The organism is Nonomuraea rosea (genome assembly GCF_039539705.1).
Lineage (GTDB): Bacteria > Actinomycetota > Actinomycetes > Streptosporangiales > Streptosporangiaceae > Nonomuraea > Nonomuraea rosea.
The window spans coordinates 56,718-72,435 of the sequence record NZ_BAABDQ010000006.1 but is presented as its reverse complement, the minus strand read 5'-3'; the positions used below and the strand labels follow the sequence as shown (position 1 = coordinate 72,435).

26 protein-coding genes are annotated in these 15,718 nt (G+C 69.3%); all 26 read right to left on the bottom strand.

What is annotated here, in order from left to right; translation table 11 throughout:
• Positions 1–2: 2 nt before the first annotated feature.
• The 26 genes from ABEA43_RS16715 to ABEA43_RS16590 all read right to left on the bottom strand — a co-directional run bounded on the left by ABEA43_RS16715 (position 3) and on the right by ABEA43_RS16590 (position 15,716).
• Positions 3–467, bottom strand: a complete 465-nt coding sequence (locus ABEA43_RS16715) for a hypothetical protein (protein ID WP_345562745.1) — start codon at positions 465–467, stop codon at positions 3–5.
• A complete protein-coding gene (locus ABEA43_RS16710) occupies positions 467–1,270 on the bottom strand; it encodes a hypothetical protein (protein ID WP_345562743.1) in 804 nt (267 codons plus the stop codon). The genes ABEA43_RS16715 and ABEA43_RS16710 overlap by 1 nt, the downstream gene beginning before the upstream one ends.
• Positions 1,267–3,000: a hypothetical protein gene (locus tag ABEA43_RS16705; protein ID WP_345562741.1), complete on the bottom strand. Its 1,734-nt coding sequence runs from the start codon at positions 2,998–3,000 to the stop codon at positions 1,267–1,269. The genes ABEA43_RS16710 and ABEA43_RS16705 overlap by 4 nt, the downstream gene beginning before the upstream one ends.
• Before the next feature lies 1 nt (position 3,001).
• A complete protein-coding gene (locus tag ABEA43_RS16700) occupies positions 3,002–3,298 on the bottom strand; it encodes a hypothetical protein (RefSeq protein WP_345562739.1) in 297 nt (98 codons plus the stop codon).
• Complete coding sequence (locus ABEA43_RS16695; RefSeq protein ID WP_345562738.1) at positions 3,298–3,948, bottom strand: hypothetical protein; 651 nt, start codon at positions 3,946–3,948, stop codon at positions 3,298–3,300. The genes ABEA43_RS16700 and ABEA43_RS16695 overlap by 1 nt, the downstream gene beginning before the upstream one ends.
• A 59-nt stretch (positions 3,949–4,007) precedes the next feature.
• Positions 4,008–4,223 carry a hypothetical protein gene (locus ABEA43_RS16690; protein ID WP_345562737.1) on the bottom strand — a complete coding sequence of 72 codons (216 nt, stop codon included), beginning with the start codon at positions 4,221–4,223 and terminating at the stop codon, positions 4,008–4,010.
• An 8-nt stretch (positions 4,224–4,231) separates the two neighbouring features.
• Positions 4,232–4,633: a hypothetical protein gene (locus tag ABEA43_RS16685; protein WP_345562736.1), complete on the bottom strand. Its 402-nt coding sequence runs from the start codon at positions 4,631–4,633 to the stop codon at positions 4,232–4,234.
• Between the two features lie 11 nt (positions 4,634–4,644).
• Entirely contained in the window at positions 4,645–5,889 is a 1,245-nt protein-coding gene (locus ABEA43_RS16680; protein ID WP_345562735.1) for a phage major capsid protein, read from the bottom strand.
• Between the two features lie 70 nt (positions 5,890–5,959).
• Positions 5,960–6,754 carry an HK97 family phage prohead protease gene (locus ABEA43_RS16675; RefSeq protein ID WP_345562733.1) on the bottom strand — a complete coding sequence of 265 codons (795 nt, stop codon included), beginning with the start codon at positions 6,752–6,754 and terminating at the stop codon, positions 5,960–5,962.
• Position 6,755: 1 nt separating this feature from the next.
• Complete coding sequence (locus ABEA43_RS16670; RefSeq protein WP_345562731.1) at positions 6,756–8,033, bottom strand: phage portal protein; 1,278 nt, start codon at positions 8,031–8,033, stop codon at positions 6,756–6,758.
• Positions 8,003–8,221 (bottom strand): hypothetical protein, encoded by a 219-nt coding sequence (locus tag ABEA43_RS16665; protein WP_345562730.1) that lies wholly within the window; start codon positions 8,219–8,221, stop codon positions 8,003–8,005. Before ABEA43_RS16665 ends, ABEA43_RS16670 begins: the two co-directional genes overlap by 31 nt.
• Before the next feature lie 10 nt (positions 8,222–8,231).
• The gene (locus ABEA43_RS16660) at positions 8,232–9,719 is read right to left on the bottom strand and encodes a terminase TerL endonuclease subunit (RefSeq protein WP_345562728.1); all 1,488 of its coding nucleotides are present in this window, start codon (positions 9,717–9,719) and stop codon (positions 8,232–8,234) included.
• A 6-nt stretch (positions 9,720–9,725) separates the two neighbouring features.
• A complete protein-coding gene (locus tag ABEA43_RS16655; RefSeq protein WP_345562727.1) occupies positions 9,726–10,274 on the bottom strand; it encodes a phage terminase small subunit in 549 nt (182 codons plus the stop codon).
• The gene (locus ABEA43_RS16650; protein ID WP_345562726.1) at positions 10,274–10,483 is read right to left on the bottom strand and encodes a hypothetical protein; all 210 of its coding nucleotides are present in this window, start codon (positions 10,481–10,483) and stop codon (positions 10,274–10,276) included. Before ABEA43_RS16650 ends, ABEA43_RS16655 begins: the two co-directional genes overlap by 1 nt.
• 13 nt (positions 10,484–10,496) lie before the next feature.
• Positions 10,497–10,688, bottom strand: coding sequence for a hypothetical protein (locus ABEA43_RS16645; RefSeq protein ID WP_345562725.1), 192 nt, complete (start codon positions 10,686–10,688; stop codon positions 10,497–10,499).
• On the bottom strand, positions 10,681–10,821 hold the full coding sequence (locus ABEA43_RS16640) for a hypothetical protein (RefSeq protein ID WP_345562724.1): 141 nt from the start codon (positions 10,819–10,821) through the stop codon (positions 10,681–10,683). The genes ABEA43_RS16645 and ABEA43_RS16640 overlap by 8 nt, the downstream gene beginning before the upstream one ends.
• A 51-nt stretch (positions 10,822–10,872) precedes the next feature.
• A complete protein-coding gene (locus ABEA43_RS16635) occupies positions 10,873–11,184 on the bottom strand; it encodes a hypothetical protein (RefSeq protein ID WP_345562722.1) in 312 nt (103 codons plus the stop codon).
• Positions 11,181–11,951, bottom strand: a complete 771-nt coding sequence (locus ABEA43_RS16630; RefSeq protein WP_345562720.1) for an AAA family ATPase — start codon at positions 11,949–11,951, stop codon at positions 11,181–11,183. The genes ABEA43_RS16635 and ABEA43_RS16630 overlap by 4 nt, the downstream gene beginning before the upstream one ends.
• Positions 11,952–12,400: 449 nt before the next feature.
• The gene (locus ABEA43_RS16625; protein ID WP_345562718.1) at positions 12,401–12,607 is read right to left on the bottom strand and encodes a helix-turn-helix domain-containing protein; all 207 of its coding nucleotides are present in this window, start codon (positions 12,605–12,607) and stop codon (positions 12,401–12,403) included.
• Positions 12,604–12,915 (bottom strand): DUF6221 family protein, encoded by a 312-nt coding sequence (locus ABEA43_RS16620; RefSeq protein ID WP_345562716.1) that lies wholly within the window; start codon positions 12,913–12,915, stop codon positions 12,604–12,606. Before ABEA43_RS16620 ends, ABEA43_RS16625 begins: the two co-directional genes overlap by 4 nt.
• Positions 12,908–13,642, bottom strand: coding sequence for a hypothetical protein (locus tag ABEA43_RS16615; protein WP_345562714.1), 735 nt, complete (start codon positions 13,640–13,642; stop codon positions 12,908–12,910). Before ABEA43_RS16615 ends, ABEA43_RS16620 begins: the two co-directional genes overlap by 8 nt.
• Positions 13,643–13,677: 35 nt before the next feature.
• Positions 13,678–13,953 carry a hypothetical protein gene (locus ABEA43_RS16610; protein ID WP_345562713.1) on the bottom strand — a complete coding sequence of 92 codons (276 nt, stop codon included), beginning with the start codon at positions 13,951–13,953 and terminating at the stop codon, positions 13,678–13,680.
• Positions 13,950–14,609, bottom strand: a complete 660-nt coding sequence (locus tag ABEA43_RS16605; protein WP_345562711.1) for a hypothetical protein — start codon at positions 14,607–14,609, stop codon at positions 13,950–13,952. Before ABEA43_RS16605 ends, ABEA43_RS16610 begins: the two co-directional genes overlap by 4 nt.
• Positions 14,606–14,872, bottom strand: a complete 267-nt coding sequence (locus tag ABEA43_RS16600) for a hypothetical protein (RefSeq protein ID WP_345562709.1) — start codon at positions 14,870–14,872, stop codon at positions 14,606–14,608. Before ABEA43_RS16600 ends, ABEA43_RS16605 begins: the two co-directional genes overlap by 4 nt.
• Positions 14,869–15,096 carry a hypothetical protein gene (locus ABEA43_RS16595; protein WP_345562707.1) on the bottom strand — a complete coding sequence of 76 codons (228 nt, stop codon included), beginning with the start codon at positions 15,094–15,096 and terminating at the stop codon, positions 14,869–14,871. The genes ABEA43_RS16600 and ABEA43_RS16595 overlap by 4 nt, the downstream gene beginning before the upstream one ends.
• Positions 15,093–15,716, bottom strand: a complete 624-nt coding sequence (locus tag ABEA43_RS16590; RefSeq protein WP_345562705.1) for a hypothetical protein — start codon at positions 15,714–15,716, stop codon at positions 15,093–15,095. Before ABEA43_RS16590 ends, ABEA43_RS16595 begins: the two co-directional genes overlap by 4 nt.
• Positions 15,717–15,718: the final 2 nt, after the last annotated feature.

Here is a 15,718-nt window from a genome sequence, read left to right as displayed (position 1 = left end):
CTCTAAATGCGGGTCTTCACAGCAATCTGGAACGTGATACGGACGCCCAAGCCGGGCGATCCCTGAACCTGACTCATCGAGCCGGACGCGAACGCCACCACGCTCGGCGGCGGCAACCCCAGCGACGGGTCATCCCGCAGCGCGTCCTCGACCGCGGCCAGGAGCTCGAACGCGCGCACCCGGATCGGGCGCACCTTCGTACCGCCGCGCCATACCGCAACCGCGCACGTCACCGAGAACGTCTCGCCCTTCGCGCGCTGGCCGATCGACGCCCACTCCTGGGTGAACTCGACGGACTGGCCCTCGCCCTCGTCATCGCCGTCGTAGCCGACGAACACCGCATCCTTCAACGAATCGCTCGTCACGATGGGCCCGTCAATGACCTTCACTCCGGCGAGCGCGGGCGCCGCGGCGAACAGGGCTACCAGGGCATCGATGACGTCGGGGACACGTGAAGTCGTCGTCATCAGGCGATCCCCGGCGGCTGCTCGCCCAGCAGCTCCAGCACACGGCGGGGAATCGAGAACCCGAATCGCGGGTCGTACACCTCGTCGGACCCTCCGGTCCTGACGCCGCCCATCGTGCCGCGCTGCGTCTCCCACAGATGCTGCAGCAGGATCTTCGCCGCCTGCGACACATTCGCCGGGATGTCGGTGCGGCCAGCCACGTACGTCGCCCGCAGCGGCCCGTACATCTTGCCGCCGTCCAGCCGGGTCACGATGCCAGTCGGACCGTCAAGGTCAAGGTCGGCCACGTCCTGGCCGACGCCGCCCGTGCGGATCGCCACGACGCTGACGAGCTCAAGGGCAGGCACGTGGTTGAGCGCCAGCGCATAGCCGCCCGTGTGCTTCTCGGTGTGCGTGGCCCGGACCAGCGCGCCCGCGTACCGCTCGCACACCGCGGTCACTGACCGCAGGTGGTCGGCGATCTCCTCGTCGTCATCGGTGTCGTCTTCGTCGATGTTGAGCTGCTTCTTGGCTGCCCGGAGCGAGATGACGCCGGCCTCGCCCCACAGTGCGGCGACGTCGAAGACCTCTTCGTCCGCCCCGACAGGTCCGGCGGTCACCCAGCGGGCAACGTGCCTGCCCGACTGAGTGGAGGGGTAGTCGTGGTGGTAGAGCCCCGGCCCGTCGTGGACCGGCGTGAACGGGCCGTCCACCGTGCCGTCGGGCAGCAGGATCGACAGGGACACCGTACTGGCGTCGGTGAGCACGCCGCCCACCCGCACCTCCGTGGAGAGCCGAGGGGCCGCTCCGAATGCGTACGTCATCCGGCACCCCCGTTCAGGTCCACAACCCCATGTGACGAACTGGCCATGCGCGCCACCTCCGACGATCCGCTTTCCAGCCGGGACAGCGGCGCTGACGACGAACGCAGACGAGCGGGATCCGCGGGCGCCACGACAGCCATCCCTGGCGCTGCTAGCAGCACCCCGACGGCGCTGGCCGGCGCCCGCTTGACCGCCGAGCCGTGGCTGAACAGGACCACGGCCGCGGTCGCGGCCGCACGCGCCAGATGCCGGGCGTTTCCGCTGGCGGCAGCCAGGAGTCCGCTCGATCCGGTCGCGCTGCTCACGTGCCGTGCCGCCACGATGCCGACCGCGGCCGCGAGGCAGCCGGATCCGGCCGGCACCCGTTTGACCGTGACGGCCTGGCCCGTGGCAGCCAGGCCACAGACGCCGGACGCCGTACGCACCAGCGCCTGCGAGTGCCGCGCCACGAGTGCGACGACCGCCGTGCTGGTGGCGGGCGCCCGCTTGACTGCGCTCGCCGTGCCAGCCGCCGCGAGCGACGCCCGGCCCGTCACAGCCACGGTCTTCATGGCTACGGCACGGCCGGTCGCCGCGACGAATGCACGCCCGAGCACAACCGCACCGGCGTCGAAGGTCGCCGCAGCGGTGAACAGCACCGCCGACTGACCTGCCACGGGCGTGCGCTTGGCGGCCACGCCGTACGACACCGCGCACGCCGACGACCTGCCTGCCGCGTTCCGCAGCGTCGCCGCCTGCGCAGTGGAAGCGACCACTGCCGCCGCACGCCCGGTGGCAACCACGACCTTGCGGGCACCGGCCGCCGCCACGAGAGCACCGGCCGAGCGTCCTATCCCGGGCGCAACCTTGCGCGCCTCGACCCGTTCAACAGCCACAGCTGCGGCGCGACCCACGGCAGGGGCGGACTTTCTCGCCTGCCCGGCCGGCTCCGCAGCGACGATGCCGCGGCCGGTGACGGGTGTGCGCTTCGCAGCCGTTGCGGCGCCGGTGGCCGCAGCGCAGGCGCGGCCGGTGACGGCCACGACTTTCCGTGCTGACACCGTGGTGGTGGTCGCGGCGGCCGCGTTGCCGGAGGCGGCGACGCCGGAGGATGCCCCGGCGATGACGATAGAGCAGGCGGCGTACTGCGAGGCGGCGCTGATCGTCGCGGTTCGGCTGCCGGTCGCTCCGGACCCCGCGAGGGTCTGCCGGGCGGTGGCCAATCGGCTGAAGGGGCCAACAGGGTCGGCGACCTGCAGCAGGTCGGTCATGCCGCTCGGAGCGCCGGTGAAGGTGGGGCCGCCGTGCGGGGCGCCGGTCTGCCAGAAGGCCAGCATCCGGTCATCCGGCCCGGCCGCGGTCGCGGACGGCGCCACCGGGCTGGTGGTCGGGGAAGCGGAGGCGTTGGATTGGGCGTCGTCGACCGCCGACCAGTTACGCAGGACGTACACGAAGAGGTAGACCTCTTCGCTGGAGACCGGGCTGATGGTGACGGTCTGCGCGCCGCCGGAGGTGACAGTTCTGGTGTAGAGCCGCAGATGGGCGGTGTTGACCCCGGCGTCGCCGTACGCCTGCGACGTCCAGGTGCCCGCTGTTCCGGTCGGCGCGGCCATGCCGGCGCCGTCGAAGTAGTTGTTACCGAACGCGGTGACCAGCAGGTCGCCGACCTGCGTGCCCGCGTCCGTCGTTACGGAGGCGGCGGCGCCGCTCTCGCTGTCGGAGAGAACCTCGACGATGTCGGGGGTGGCCACACTAGTAGACCCCCACTCCGATCAACCTCCGGGCGAAGACGCGGTAGTCGTAGGGCAGGTTCCTGGCGGGCGCGCTGCCCTGGAAGACGCCGGCCAGATCGGCGAGGTCGGCGAAAGCGCTCTTCAGCGTGTTGGCGTCGGCGGTGGAGAAGCCGAGCGTCTCCAGGTCGCCGACCGTGACCGTGTCCAGCCATGCCTTGAACTCGGACACGTTGCTGAGCGTCGCGAACACGGCCCGCGCAATCGTGCCCGCCTGGGCGTTGACCTCCGCCTGTGTGACTTGCAGCCCGGCCGCCATCAGATCCCCGTCGCGTCGAGGACCAGCGCGCCAGCGGCCACCGTGATCTGCCCTTGAGAGCCGAACGTCTCCGGCACGACCTTCTGGAAGAACAGCTCACCCTGGCCGGTGACGTTCACGCTCGCCCCGCCCTGCGTCAACGCCACGTCGAAGGTGTCCGTGGTCGAGCTGACGACGTGGTAGATGGTGCCCTCGGCCAGGCCAGCGGGCAGGCTCTCGGCGAAGACGTTGAACAACATCACCCGATCGTTGTCGACCAGGCCGTGCGCGGCCGACTGGATCGCATCCGAGGTGATGCCCGCCGTGTCGACGGTGCCGAACCCCTTCACGGTGCCGTTGATCGGCGAGTAGCCACGGAAGTTGCCCGTGTTGCCGGTCCCGCTGGTGTTCCAGAACGTCAGGAACGCGTAGCTGCCGGCCGGGACGTCGAAGGTGAGCGCGCCGGTGTTGCTCTTCTGGCCGCTGGCCGCGGCCCCCCAGGTGACGGCCTGGCGCGCGTAGGCGGGGCTGCCGCCGGTGGCTTCGCCCGCGTTGGCGTTCGTGCCCGTGCCCGGGTCGGCGACTGTGTGGACACCGACGTGCGTGATCTGGGTGGCGGATTCGTCGAGAGCGTCGAGCATGGCGTTCTTCGCGGCGTCATTGAACGGCACGACTTACCTCCCCGCGTATGGGGAGGGGCCGCCCGTGCCGAACGGCCCCTCCGAGTGAATCAACTGGACTTGCGCGGACGGCCTCCGCGCGACCTCGCCGCGGTGGTTTCCGGCTTGGCATCCGCCGCCTGATCCGGCGTCTCCGGCTCGTCCTCGCGGACGAGCTCGGCCAGGCCGGCGTTGCACCACGTGGCCGCGATCTCACCCGAAAGCTCCACCACATCGCCCTCGGCGTGGTCGTAGCTCGTGAACCGGATCGCGGGCAGAATCCGCACGCGAGGCATTACGGCCTCACCACCGGCGCCACCCTCGGGTCACCGAGGATGACCGTGGCGCCGAACACACCGCCCGAGGTGGCGCCGGTCGTGACCGCCTTGACCCGGACGTACCGCTTGCCGCCGAGGTAGCCGATCTCGTACACCTTGTCGTCGTCGGAGGCGGCCACCGTGGGCGCGGTGCCCTGCAGCGCGGTCGCGGTCGCCCAGGCGGAGTTGTCGTCCGACTCCTCCACGGTGACGGCGACCGAGCCGTCCGTCATGGTGCCGGTGTGCACCACGCACAGCACCGAGTGGAACATCGACCCGTTGTAGTTGCGGTCCACGGCAGTGCCGTTGACCGTGCCGTTCGTGCGGGTCGCCACCGTCAGCGACGCCCGCACCTGCAGGTTGTTGTAGAGGTCCTTCACCGAATTGCTCCTTACGATGCGGGCGAGACGAGGAGACGCAGCGCGGAGGCGTCGTCGACCTTGCCGTCCAGGCGCGAGAACCCGAGGAATCCGACCTGCAGATAGTCCGCGTACCTCTCGGTCAGCCGGATCGCCTGCACGCCCTGCACCTGCCGGACGAGGTATCCGGCCTTGAAGTCGCCGAACGCCACGCTCTTGGAGTTGGCCGCCACCACCGGCATGGAGTTGTCGACGGTGTACTCGTAGCCGTTGAGGGTGGACGGGAAGCCCGGCGCCGGGATCGGCACCCACAGCGGGCGGCCCTGGGTGTCCTTCAGCTTGCGGAAGTGCTTGAGCGCGCTGTCGGCGAGCACGTAGCGCGCGCGGGGCCGGTAGGCGGGGTCGACGGAGTGCTCCAGGTCGACCATGTCGTTGTAGGCGTAGGCGGCGCCGGAGGAGATCGTGCCGGTACCGGTGGCGCCGGTGGCCACGCTCGTGGTGATGCCCTCGGGCTGGTCGATGCCGGTGCCCTGGGCCCAGGCGCGGGCCGCGCGCCGGCCGATCCGCTCGCCGAGCTTGCGCGGCAACCATGAGTTCAGGTCGAACGCCGAGTCCTGCAGCAGCTGAATCGCCACACGCACGATCTTGGAGTTGACGGTGTGGGCGAGGAGCTTCCGCTGGCCGAACAGCATGTCCGTGCTGCCCAGCTGCGTGTTCTCCGCGAGGAACTCGCCCTCGTTGCCGGTGTCGTCGTTCGTCGGCCACGGCAGGTCCGCCCCGGTGGACGTGGTGATGACGGTGCACACGGCCAGCAGCCCGCCGTACGCCTTCATCGTCTCGGTGACGGTGTTCCGGAACTCGTCCGGGACCAGGTATCCGCCGAGCGAGTCGTTCTGCGTGCCCTGGTCGCGCGACTCGAACCGCTGCATCAGCAGCTGCTGGGCGTCGCCGTCCAGCCCCGACATGCCGCGGCGCAGGTAGGAGTTGAACGCCGCGCCGTAGCGCTGCTCACGCTCGGCGCCCTCGTCCTTGCGCTCCTCCTTGGCGCCGGTCGCCACGACCACCTGGGAGCGGTCGATCTTCTCCAGTTTGGCGAAGCGCTCCAGGCGCTCAATGTCGTCCGAGACCTGCGTGAGGCGGGCCTCGGCCTGGTCCCAGTTGGTGCGCTCCTCCGCGGTCATGTCGCGGTTGCCGGTGGTGGCGGCCTCGCGGATGTCGGTCATCCGCTGCCACACGGTGTTCTGCTCATCGATGAGCCGCTTGAGCTGGTCGCTCATACGGGATGCCTCCTTGGGGCATGACGACAACCCCGTCCACGCGGTGCGTGCGGGTTGTGATCGGGTTGGGTCAGACGGGCTTGCGCAGGGCGGGTATCTTGGCCTGCCACGCCCGCATGGCCAGGTCGATCTCCTCGACGTGCCTCCGAGTGGTCTCTCCCGGCTCGGTGGTTTCGTCAACGCGAGTGGACTCACCCGGCTCGCATGCGATGACCTGCAAAATGTCCCGAAGCTCGGGACGGTGTACGGCGCGGCGCTCGACCGCGCCGACGTCAGCCCTCAACGCGAGGGCCGACGCCACGCTCTTCAGTTCGGCCTCGGTGTCGACGAACGCCGGGAAGGTGACCGCGGAGACTTCGATGAGCCGCACTTCCTGAACGGTGCGCAGCTCGGCCTCGTACACGCGGATCTTCCCGTCGTCGCCCTCCTCCTCGACCTCGATCAGGGTCCACACGTCCTTGACGACGTAGAAGCCGATGCTCATGCCGGTGACGTTGGCGTTGCGCAGGTTGGCCTTGAGGTCGCGCACGTACGACAGCTCGTTGTCGAGCCGGGAATCGACCTCAAGGCCTCGCGCCGACTGGGCCAGCTTCAGTGTCCCCGCCGAGACGCGAGACACCACGAAGTAGCTGTCGTGGTCGATCAGCATGCGCTGGTCGCCCTCGGACAAGGTTTTGGTGTAGGCGCCGGGCGCGAACTCCTCGAAGAACCCCCACGTCTTCGGGTTCCCGATCGCTGCCCGCGTGTTGAACGGGCTGGCCAGGCCGACGAACCGCTCATTGCCAGTGTCGTCGGCGCGTAGCTCGGCGCCGGTCGCATCGAGTGCGAGCCGCCGGCGCTCCTCGGTGGTCACGGTCAGCGTCATCTCACTCGCCCTCGTCCCCATCATCGCCAGCGGGCGGTTCCCCGCCCTGGCCCTTGTCCTCGGGTTCGGTGCCGAGCGGCACCATGTTCATCGGCTGCAGGTAGACGTCGCCGTCGGGCACCGGCGGCAGGTCCTCCAGGTGACGAATGTCGTTCGCGGAGAACGCGCCGACCTCGCGCATCACCCGGTAGAACTCGGCCCTCGACCGCGAGTCGCCCCTGAGCAGGCCCTCGATCTTGTAGCTCGCTGTGACCGACGCGCCCAGGAGCTCCTTGGTGAGGCGCTGCTCGGTCGGCGCCAGCCACGTCGGGTGGAGATCGAATTTGACCCAGCCGATCGCCTGCTGCTCCAGGCCCGTACCCCAGCTGGTGGACTTCGCGGTCAGCCCGAGCAGGAAGTGCGGCACCCCGAACCAGCGGCCGATCTCCTCCACCTCGAACGAGCGGGATTCCAGAAACTGTGAGTCCTTCGCCGGCAGCGACACCGGCTGGAACGCCGCCCCGGAGTCGAGGACCGCGATGTCGTGGGCCTTATCGAGCCCGCTCATCTTGGCCTTCCAGCGGGCCTTCAGTGCGTCCGCCTGGTCCGGCTCCAGCCGCTGCTCAGTCTGCAGGATGCCGCTCATCAGGTTGCCGGAGCCGAACAGGCGGGCCCCGTACTCCTCGGCGGCCAGGCCCAGCCCGATCGCCTGCTGCGCGGCCCTGATCGGCGAGACGCCGCACACGCCGTCGTAGCCCATCCCCGGCAGGTGCAGGATCTCTCTGGGCGTCCGCTCGTGGACGACACCCCAGTCGTCGGTGACCCAGAACGTCTTCCCGCTGGGATTGGCCCCCGTGGGGCGATCCCGCTCCACCTGCACCCGATCCGGCGTCACCGGCCACAGCTCGCGCACCCGGCCGCCGCCATCACGGATCTTCTGCACGAACGCGTTGCCCCACAGGCTGCGGTGCACGTACGCCAGCCGCCACACCTCCAAAGCAGTCAGCTCCGGGTGCGGGTTCTTCAGCAACTGCGACGGCTGCCGGTTGTGAGTACCGTCCTCGTACACGTGCAACGGGAGCGCCGACGCCACCCCAGAGATCAGCGCCGTACACCGCCACACCGCCGAGAACGCCAGCGAGCTCGTCTCCGACACCTGCCGGCCCGACGCCGTGCGCGTCCCGCCCATCCAGTCGAGCAGCGTCGTCGACGTGAGCGGCACCGCAGGATTCTCGGGAGAGCGCAGCTCGGCCAGGCCGCGCAGGATCGTCACGGCTGCGAGCCCTTCGACGCCAGCCACACCCGCACCAGCCGCTCAACCCGCCCCGGCACGGCCGGCCCCTTGGCCTGCGCCTTGCGGCCGCTACGCACGTTCGCCACGACCAGCAGCCCCACACCGGCGACCAGGAGCGCGGCCGGCGGCCACACGAACCACGCGAACGCGATCAGCAGGCAGAATCCGAGTCCTTCGAGCAGGTTGTCGAGCACGCGCTCCCCCTCACCACAAGTTCGGTGGCGCCGCCACCTCGGCGGGCACCTGAGACAGGAACAGCGCCATCACCATCGAAATGCAGGCGTCAATCTTCCGTTTTGAGCGGCCTTTCGACAGCCGCCATCCGGTGTCGGTCTCCCGCACCGCCGCGCTGAGCACGTGGTCCGTCAGCACCGGATCGTCGCCGTGCACCACCAGGCCCTCACAGATGAGCCGGTAGGCGTCCTGGCAGGCCGGCACCATCGAGGCAGCGCCCTGCGAGAACTCCGCCATCGGCAGGCCCTCATCGAGCAGCACCTCCGCGCTGCGCTGGAAGTACGCCGGGTCGTACGCCACGGTGGTCACCTGCAGATCGCGGTGCAGCTGGCGGAGATGGTTCTCCACCGCGGCCACGTCAATCACGTCCCCTGCCGGATCCCACACTCGCGATTGCACGGCCACCCGGCCGTCGTCCTGCTGCTGCGCCACCACCACCGCGACCGAGTCGTGTTTGAGCGCCATGTCCACCGTGACCACGCACGGCCGATCTGGCCGGATCTCCACCTCACCGGCGCACGACTCCCACGCGCCAGGCGGCAGCCACGACTCATCCGCCCGCGTCCACCGGCCCAGGTGGTAACGCTCGAATTCGAACCGCGGGATGCTCCTGAAGCGGGCCATCACATCGTGAGTCCGCAGGAACGCCCCGGCCGCCGGATTCGCCTGCAGCACCGCGGCGAGCAGCTGCTCGGGATCGTCGAGGTCGTACACGTCCGGCGCCCCGTAGTGGACGAACAGGTACTCGGGATCGTCGATCTCGCCCGCGTTCACGCGGTACCCGTCCAAGTGCATCCGGCCGGCCATGCTGTCCAGGTCGCTGCCCGGTGTCGTGGTGTTCAAGACCAGCGAGTTCGCCCGCTTGCTCAGGCCGCCGGTGAGGACCAGGTGCACGCGGGCTTTGCCGCCGAGCCACTCGTGAATCTCGTCGGCGGCGACCTTGTCGGGCCGGCCGCCGTCGTTCGTGCCCGCCACCGCAGCGACCCGAAACGCCCGGCCGGGCCCGTTGCGCACCAGGATCTCTGTGTCGTACGCGTCCGTGTGCAGCTTCAGCGAGGGAGACTCGCGGCATGCGTGCTTCATGTCGCCGAACAGCAGGTCGGCCTGTTCGAAGCTCGCGGCGGCGACGGCGATGACGGGCGAGCCCTTCGGGCCGAAGATGGGCGGGCCGAGCAGCTCGAACAGCATCAGCCAGCCGGACAGTGGTGTCTTGCCGTTGCCCTTGCTGATCTCCAGTAGCGCCCGGCGGAAACGCCTGTTGCCGGTGTCCGGGTTGTACTCGTACAGCCAGTAGATGAACTGCTTCTGATATCTGAGCAGTCGTACCGGCTGGCCGAAGAAGTCGCCTTCGCCGTAGACACAGTGGGCTTCGATCCACGCGCACACGATCCGGCCGTGCGACGGCCAGCCGAGCGATCTCGGTGCCGACAGCGGCCGGCAGGCTACCGCCAGGCTCACCAGGGCTCACCCGACGTCATCGACCACCTCGGCGTCGACGACATCCAAACGGGGGTCATCGTCATCACCCCCGGAGTCCAGGAACGGCGCGTTCAGGTCGGCCAAGCTCTGGGCGGCCTGCCCAAGCGTGAGGTTCAGCGACAGCCGGGCCCGCGGCGACAGCCCGAACCGGTCCTCCAGCTGACGCGTCTCGGCCGCCTGCGTCTGCATGTGGCGGAGCAGGGGGTTCATGACCTGCTGGCCCTTGCTGCCGGTGATGACGTGGCCGGTCTCCGCGACGGCCTTGCGGCTCCGCTCGAGGTCGTCGTACAGCCAGAACAGCCGCTCGAGCGCGGGCAAATCGCTGACGGCGTCGACCAGCTTGGCGACGGGCGACGTCCAGTACGACGCCCACCGCTCCGCCGTTGCGGGCAGCAGGTACTCGGGCGCCGCCGGCGGACCGCCCTCCGCCTCGGCCGGCGACTCCAGGCCAGGGCCGACCAGTTCAAGCGTCTTCGGCGCGTTCCGGCGCTGCCGCTCCTCTGGGTCTTTGGGCGCCGGCCCGCGACCGGCCATCAGGTGTCCGCCGCCCGGATCTCGTCTGGCTCGTACACCAGCGCTTGTGTGACGCCTGTCAGCAGCACGAGCTCAACGCCGGGAAGCTTCTCCCGCAGCCGCGCCTTCATCTGGTCGGCCTCGGCCGTCGACATCTGGTGAGGAGTGCAGAGGACGAGCGTCTGCCCTGGCCGTACCACCGTGGCGCCGAGTTCGTACGCAACCCTCACACGAGCCTCCGCGTTAGCCACGGCGCACCGCCCGCCAGGCGAGCCGCACGCGCCGCCAGAAAGGCAGGCTGGCCGTGTAGACGTAGAAGACGCGGGAGGCGATCTCGCTCTCGCTCAGGTCCGCGTGGCCAGGCCGTACTCGCGCCACCGCATCAACGAACTGGCGGACGTAGTCGCGTGTGCCGTACGGCGGAGCCTCAACCATCGAGCAGCCCCGTCCGCCCCAGCACCAGCAGAGTCGCACCCGCTGCCAGCAGACACACCGGCCACGCCCGCTGAATCGCCGACCAGATCGCCGACGCCAGAAAGGCCACCAGGGCCAGCAGCTCGATCACCATCACGACCTCCCAGCCGTCTCCCGGATCACCGTGTCGCGACCCAACGTTGCTCTAGACCCGCTCAGGCCAATGCCAGGTGCCGCCCTTCAGCGACGCCTCCATCCACCCGCACCCGCAGTAGCGGTGAGGGCCGGCGGCGTGCAGACCGTCACATCCGGGTGTGCCGGGCGTCTCGGACCCGTCGTGGTAGGTGACGGTGCGGTTGAAGAACTGCCCGGTCGGGTTGAGCACGCACAGCCCGACCGTGTCCGAGGTGTTCGTCTCGGTGATGATCGCGGCACGGCACTCCTGCTTGAACTCGCCGCCCGGGGTGCCATACGAGACGTAGTGAACGATGCGCCCAACGCTCGGAACCTGACTCACAGTGCCTCCACCTGCTTCACAATCTCGTCGCGGCCATCCGCCTCGTACTGCTCGAACCAGCCCCGCACGTGGCCCCACCAGGCCTGCGGTCGCTCGCCCATCGCCCTGCGCAGGCAGAGCTCCTCGGGGGCCCACACCACCACCACGTCCGCCCCGTACCGGCGCCGGTACGACTCCCGCACCGCGCGTTTCGCAGCCGTCGCCATCACCCACACGCGCCTGACGCCGTGATTGCCGAGCACCATCCGGTCCAGCACCGCATCCCGGGCCTCGCACACGAACGGCCGATGGCTGTCCAGGTGCTGGTACCGCTCGCCATCGACGCGCAGCGCGGCCGCCAGCGCGTCATAGTCGACCACCAGGTCGCTGACGAGGGCATGCTCGCGTACGTACGAGCTCTTGCCGGAGCATGGCGGGCCTGCCACGAGCGTCACCGACACCCCGACGAGCCGGGGCGTGTCCAACTGGGCCTGCCGAGCGCTGTTGCACGGCCTGCACAGCACCCGCAGCGGCCCGGCCGGGTTTCCGCCGCGGGCGGTCGGCTGCACATGGTCTGCGGTCAGGTCCTGCGACGCGTGCGGCGCCTTCTGCCAGCCGGGGCACATCCACCCGTGCTGCTCAACGTGCACCCGCACCGTGTCCGCGCGCCGGCGCCGCTCGTCACGCCCGTACCCGGCGCGCTGGCGAGGTCGCCGGGGACTCGTCTGGTCGCAGGTCGGGCATTTGCCGGTCACACGCTGGCGGCAGCCGGGGCAGATCCGGGGCATCTGACTCACGGTGACCACCCGCCCGCCAGTCACATACCGTCACATGTCACTTTCTGTGATGGTGACGCTGAGTAGCCCAGACCCGTACAGAAAAAAGGGAGGGTGCGGACGGGGTCAACGGGGTCGTGATCGTAAAGAATCGTATGCCCCCTGACCTGCGGAAACGTGCATCGTCGCAGGTCAGAGCCTTGATCGCTGGACTACCCTTGCTAACTCTGCGCATTCGTGCACGTCAGAGCGTCATGCTCGTGCATCACGTTCTGTGATGCCTGACCTTGAGGCGTCCGTCACGGTTCGTAGTCTCTCTACGTTGTGTGACTGCCTGCTGGTTCCGCATGCGAGGTTGCCTGGCCTCGGATACGACACAGCCCGGCGCTTGGCCGGGCCGGTTCTTGAGGACTGACGGTCAAGGGCCGTGGGGTGGCTGAGGCGACACGTCAGGTGAGTTATCACAGAGCATGGGCCATTACGGGCGTCCTTGGCAAGCGACCTCTGCCGCGCTGTTCTGCGAGCTGGTCGAGTTCGTCGCAGTCCCACAGCAGGTTTCGGCCGTCACGGTGGACGGTGATTCGGCCTTCGGCATGCCAGTTGCGCAGCGTGCGGGCGGGGATCCGGTAGAGCAGGGCGGCGTCGGCGGTGCTGATTCTGGTGCTCACGGCTTCCACTCCTCGCGATAGTCCTCGTGATCGGCGTACGGCAGGGCAAGCCCGACCATCACTGCACGTAGAGCGACCCATTGCTGTTGCATGAATGCATAGACGAGCCGGTTCGGGTGGGCGTCAACCTCGGTGTATGTGGCCACGATCCGTAGCTTGGCCGCGATGTCGCGCTCGATCCAGTCGGCCATGTCCTCCAGTTCCCGCTTCATGTCCGGCGGCTGCAAGGCCGCCAAGGTCCGCAGGAAGGGGGCGCGCTCGCGATCGTTGCCGAGCCGCGCGTGCAGGAACGCGATCAGGTCATCCACGCTGCTCATCCTCCTCGGCCGCTTCAGCTGCTTCCCGAGTCTTGCCGAGCAGGTCGGCGATGTTCTCGCCGATCTCCTCGTACAACCACGCCTGCTTGATCTTCTTGTAGTCCCAGCCGCCCCTGTACAGCTCCACAGCCCGAGGGTGCATCTTCGCCCACGACGAGCCCTTGCCCTCCTTCGCGAGCCGCTCGACCTGCTCCTGCAATTTGTCCACGAGATACTGCTCACGCCCGTGGTACTCCAGTCCTCGCGCAGTGAGCTGCCGATAGAGCGCCTGATCGCTGGCTTCGCTCATGGGCGGGAAACCGGAGAGGTTGTGGTAGTCCTCGCCCGTGACGAGGTACCGCAGGATGGTGGCGTACTGGTCGGGGATGGCGACGAGCACGCCGGGGAGCAGGTGGATTTCTCCATGCGCCCACATGTTGGCCACTTTCTGCAGTTGCTCGGCGGTGAACTGGCGGCGGTCGCGGTCGCGCTGTTCGTTGAGCTGCTGCTGGAGTCGTCGGTCGGCGGCGGCCCGCTCCGCGAGTAGGCGTTGGTTGGCGTCTGCGCGATCCCCGGCTCGCTGGGCTTCGCCGTCGGCGTGGTCCCGCCTCCGTCGTCGGGTCTCCACGATCGCGAGGCCCAAGGCAACGAGGACTGCGGCTGCGGTGCCCCAGCCTTGGAGGTGGTCGGTGAGAGGGACTTCGTCGGGCTTGGGTGTGCCGGTGTGGGTGACGGTCACGGTGGCGACGGGCTGGGGGACGGTTAACCGATCGCTCACAGGGTCTGCACTTCCGCCCCGGCGGCCAGTTCGAGGCCGCCCGTGGTCATGAAATCGTCGAGGTTGATCAGTCCGTCCAGGCTGGGCTCACCGAACTTCATGAGCGGTGGCCGATCTGTCCAGGTGTCCACGTCGGGGCCGGGCTGGGCCTCGACGGTGCCCATGCCACTGCGATACCGCAGGTAGAGGTACTGGCCGTCGGTGGTCCATGCGTCCCACTGGGATGGGCAGGCGCGGCAGGTCTGGATGACCTTGCTGAGGACGATGCTCACCCTGCCATCCTTCCTCGCTGGTAGCGGCGCCCGAACCGGTGCCACTGCGTCGTGTCCAAGCTGAGATCGCACATATCGCAGAAGATGACGCTCGGGGTGGGGTCGTCGTCGCGCCGTACGGTCGCCTTCAGCACGCCGCCGCACGGCTCACCGTCCACGAGCTCCACGCAGCGCACGGGCAGCACGAGCGGCAGCCGGCCCGGGTCGATCACCCCGTACGAGCGGCCGACCAGCTCGGCGAGCGTGTCCTTGTAGGCGCCCGCGTCGGGCCGCGCGGCGAGCCAGTCGGCGTGCCGTTCGAGCCACGCGCACTGGGCGCCCGGGTTGGGCGGCGGGCCGCTGATGCCGCGTTCGGCGGACACGAGGGAGGTGAGCCAGCGCAGGTCGTGCCGCATCTGGGCGAGCAGGTCGCCGGCGCGCGGGTTGTACGGCAGGAGCGGGGTGCGGCTGCCGCTGACGGCGGGCCCGCTGCTGATGCTGCCGGTGGGAAGTTGGGCGAGCACGTCGGCGTGCAGTTCGGGCAGGTCGTGCAGGTTGCGGCCGAGGGCGGCGTGGCATCCGGGGCACAGGTTGAGCCCGTCGGTGGCGGTGCGTGGCCGGTCGGGGTCGTGGCGGTGGGTGGCGAGGCAGAGGGCGGGGTCCGTACGGCGCTTCATCGGCGGCCTCGCTTCCTGTAGCGGATCTCCTGCCACCGACTGGCCCGCCGCCAAGCGGTTCCGGTGATGTGTTGGCCGTCGTGGGCCCAGAGGTCGCCGAGCCAGTCGCAGAGGCCGCAGGCGTAGCCGATGCGCCAGAGCTTCGCGCAGTCGTCGCAGCGCCACAGGTCGCCGTGCTGGCCTTCCGGGGTGAGCGTGTAGCCGCCAAGGGATGGCGGCTTGCAGGTGTGGGCGGGCTTCTCGGCTCGCTTGACCCAGGTCACGGCGCATCACCCGCGCAGCACTCGGCGACCCAGCCGTCGATCCCATCCGACCTGATCAGTTCTCCTGGGCCGAACACTTCGCCACATCCAGCGCACCAGCCGGGGAAGCGGGCGAACGTCTGCGGGCGGTTCGCGTACAGGTTGGGCGCAGGCTCGTCGGTAATGCGACGGCAATGCGCGCACTGGTCCGTGAACAGCTCGGTGACCTCGCAGCGCGTGGTCATGGTCGCCTCTCGCGCTGGCCGCGCGGGATCGCGGCGAGCACCCGCATGCGGGTCAGGTTCTCCTCGGTGCGGCCGTGGCCGCGGTACTTGCCGCAGCGCAGGCACGGGCCCCAGCCGTCATACTCGGTGATCGGCGCCTCAGACAGGCAGGCGTTGCGGGCGCTGGCGATGCTTGAGCAGTCCCAGTGGTACAGGCCGCGTTCGCCTCGCCACCACTTGCCGCGCTTGCCGCCCCACTGGTGGGAGACGTTGACCGCGTCGCCCTTCCTCGACCGTCCATCGCACCATGTGCACCGGGTCAGCAGACGGCGGCGCAGTTCCTGGAGCGGAGCGACCTGCACCCGCCAGTGGTGGATGTGGAACCGCCAGCCGTGGTGGAACTTGTAGCGCCACTCCCCAGTGATGGGGTTCTGTACGCGGCTGTGGTGCTTGCAGATGTCGCCGGAGTCGTGGCCGCCGGGCTCGCGATGCCACACAGTGATCATGCAGGGGAAACGGTAGCCGCGTCCGGCGATGTGCACATACGGCCAGCGGATCGCCCACCTGCAGGAGTAGGGCGACTTGGTTCGGCGTGGCCACGGGCGGCGGATCTCGAACGCGACAACGAGCGGATCGTGCATGG

Excerpts from the sequence above, each read along its gene's own strand:
- ABEA43_RS16590 (WP_345562705.1), bottom strand. The coding sequence starts at position 15,716 with ATGCACGATCCGCTCGTTGTCGCGTTCGAGATCCGCCGCCCGTGGCCA.
- ABEA43_RS16700 (WP_345562739.1), bottom strand. The coding sequence starts at position 3,298 with ATGGCGGCCGGGCTGCAAGTCACACAGGCGGAGGTCAACGCCCAGGCG.
- ABEA43_RS16655 (WP_345562727.1), bottom strand. The coding sequence starts at position 10,274 with ATGGCCGGTCGCGGGCCGGCGCCCAAAGACCCAGAGGAGCGGCAGCGC.
- ABEA43_RS16640 (WP_345562724.1), bottom strand. The coding sequence starts at position 10,821 with ATGGTGATCGAGCTGCTGGCCCTGGTGGCCTTTCTGGCGTCGGCGATC.
- ABEA43_RS16680 (WP_345562735.1), bottom strand. The coding sequence starts at position 5,889 with ATGAGCGACCAGCTCAAGCGGCTCATCGATGAGCAGAACACCGTGTGG.
- ABEA43_RS16595 (WP_345562707.1), bottom strand. The coding sequence starts at position 15,096 with ATGACCACGCGCTGCGAGGTCACCGAGCTGTTCACGGACCAGTGCGCG.
- ABEA43_RS16605 (WP_345562711.1), bottom strand. The coding sequence starts at position 14,609 with ATGAAGCGCCGTACGGACCCCGCCCTCTGCCTCGCCACCCACCGCCAC.
- ABEA43_RS16710 (WP_345562743.1), bottom strand. The coding sequence starts at position 1,270 with ATGACGTACGCATTCGGAGCGGCCCCTCGGCTCTCCACGGAGGTGCGG.
- ABEA43_RS16645 (WP_345562725.1), bottom strand. The coding sequence starts at position 10,688 with ATGGTTGAGGCTCCGCCGTACGGCACACGCGACTACGTCCGCCAGTTC.
- ABEA43_RS16630 (WP_345562720.1), bottom strand. The coding sequence starts at position 11,951 with ATGCCCCGGATCTGCCCCGGCTGCCGCCAGCGTGTGACCGGCAAATGC.
- ABEA43_RS16675 (WP_345562733.1), bottom strand. The coding sequence starts at position 6,754 with ATGACGCTGACCGTGACCACCGAGGAGCGCCGGCGGCTCGCACTCGAT.
- ABEA43_RS16715 (WP_345562745.1), bottom strand. The coding sequence starts at position 467 with ATGACGACGACTTCACGTGTCCCCGACGTCATCGATGCCCTGGTAGCC.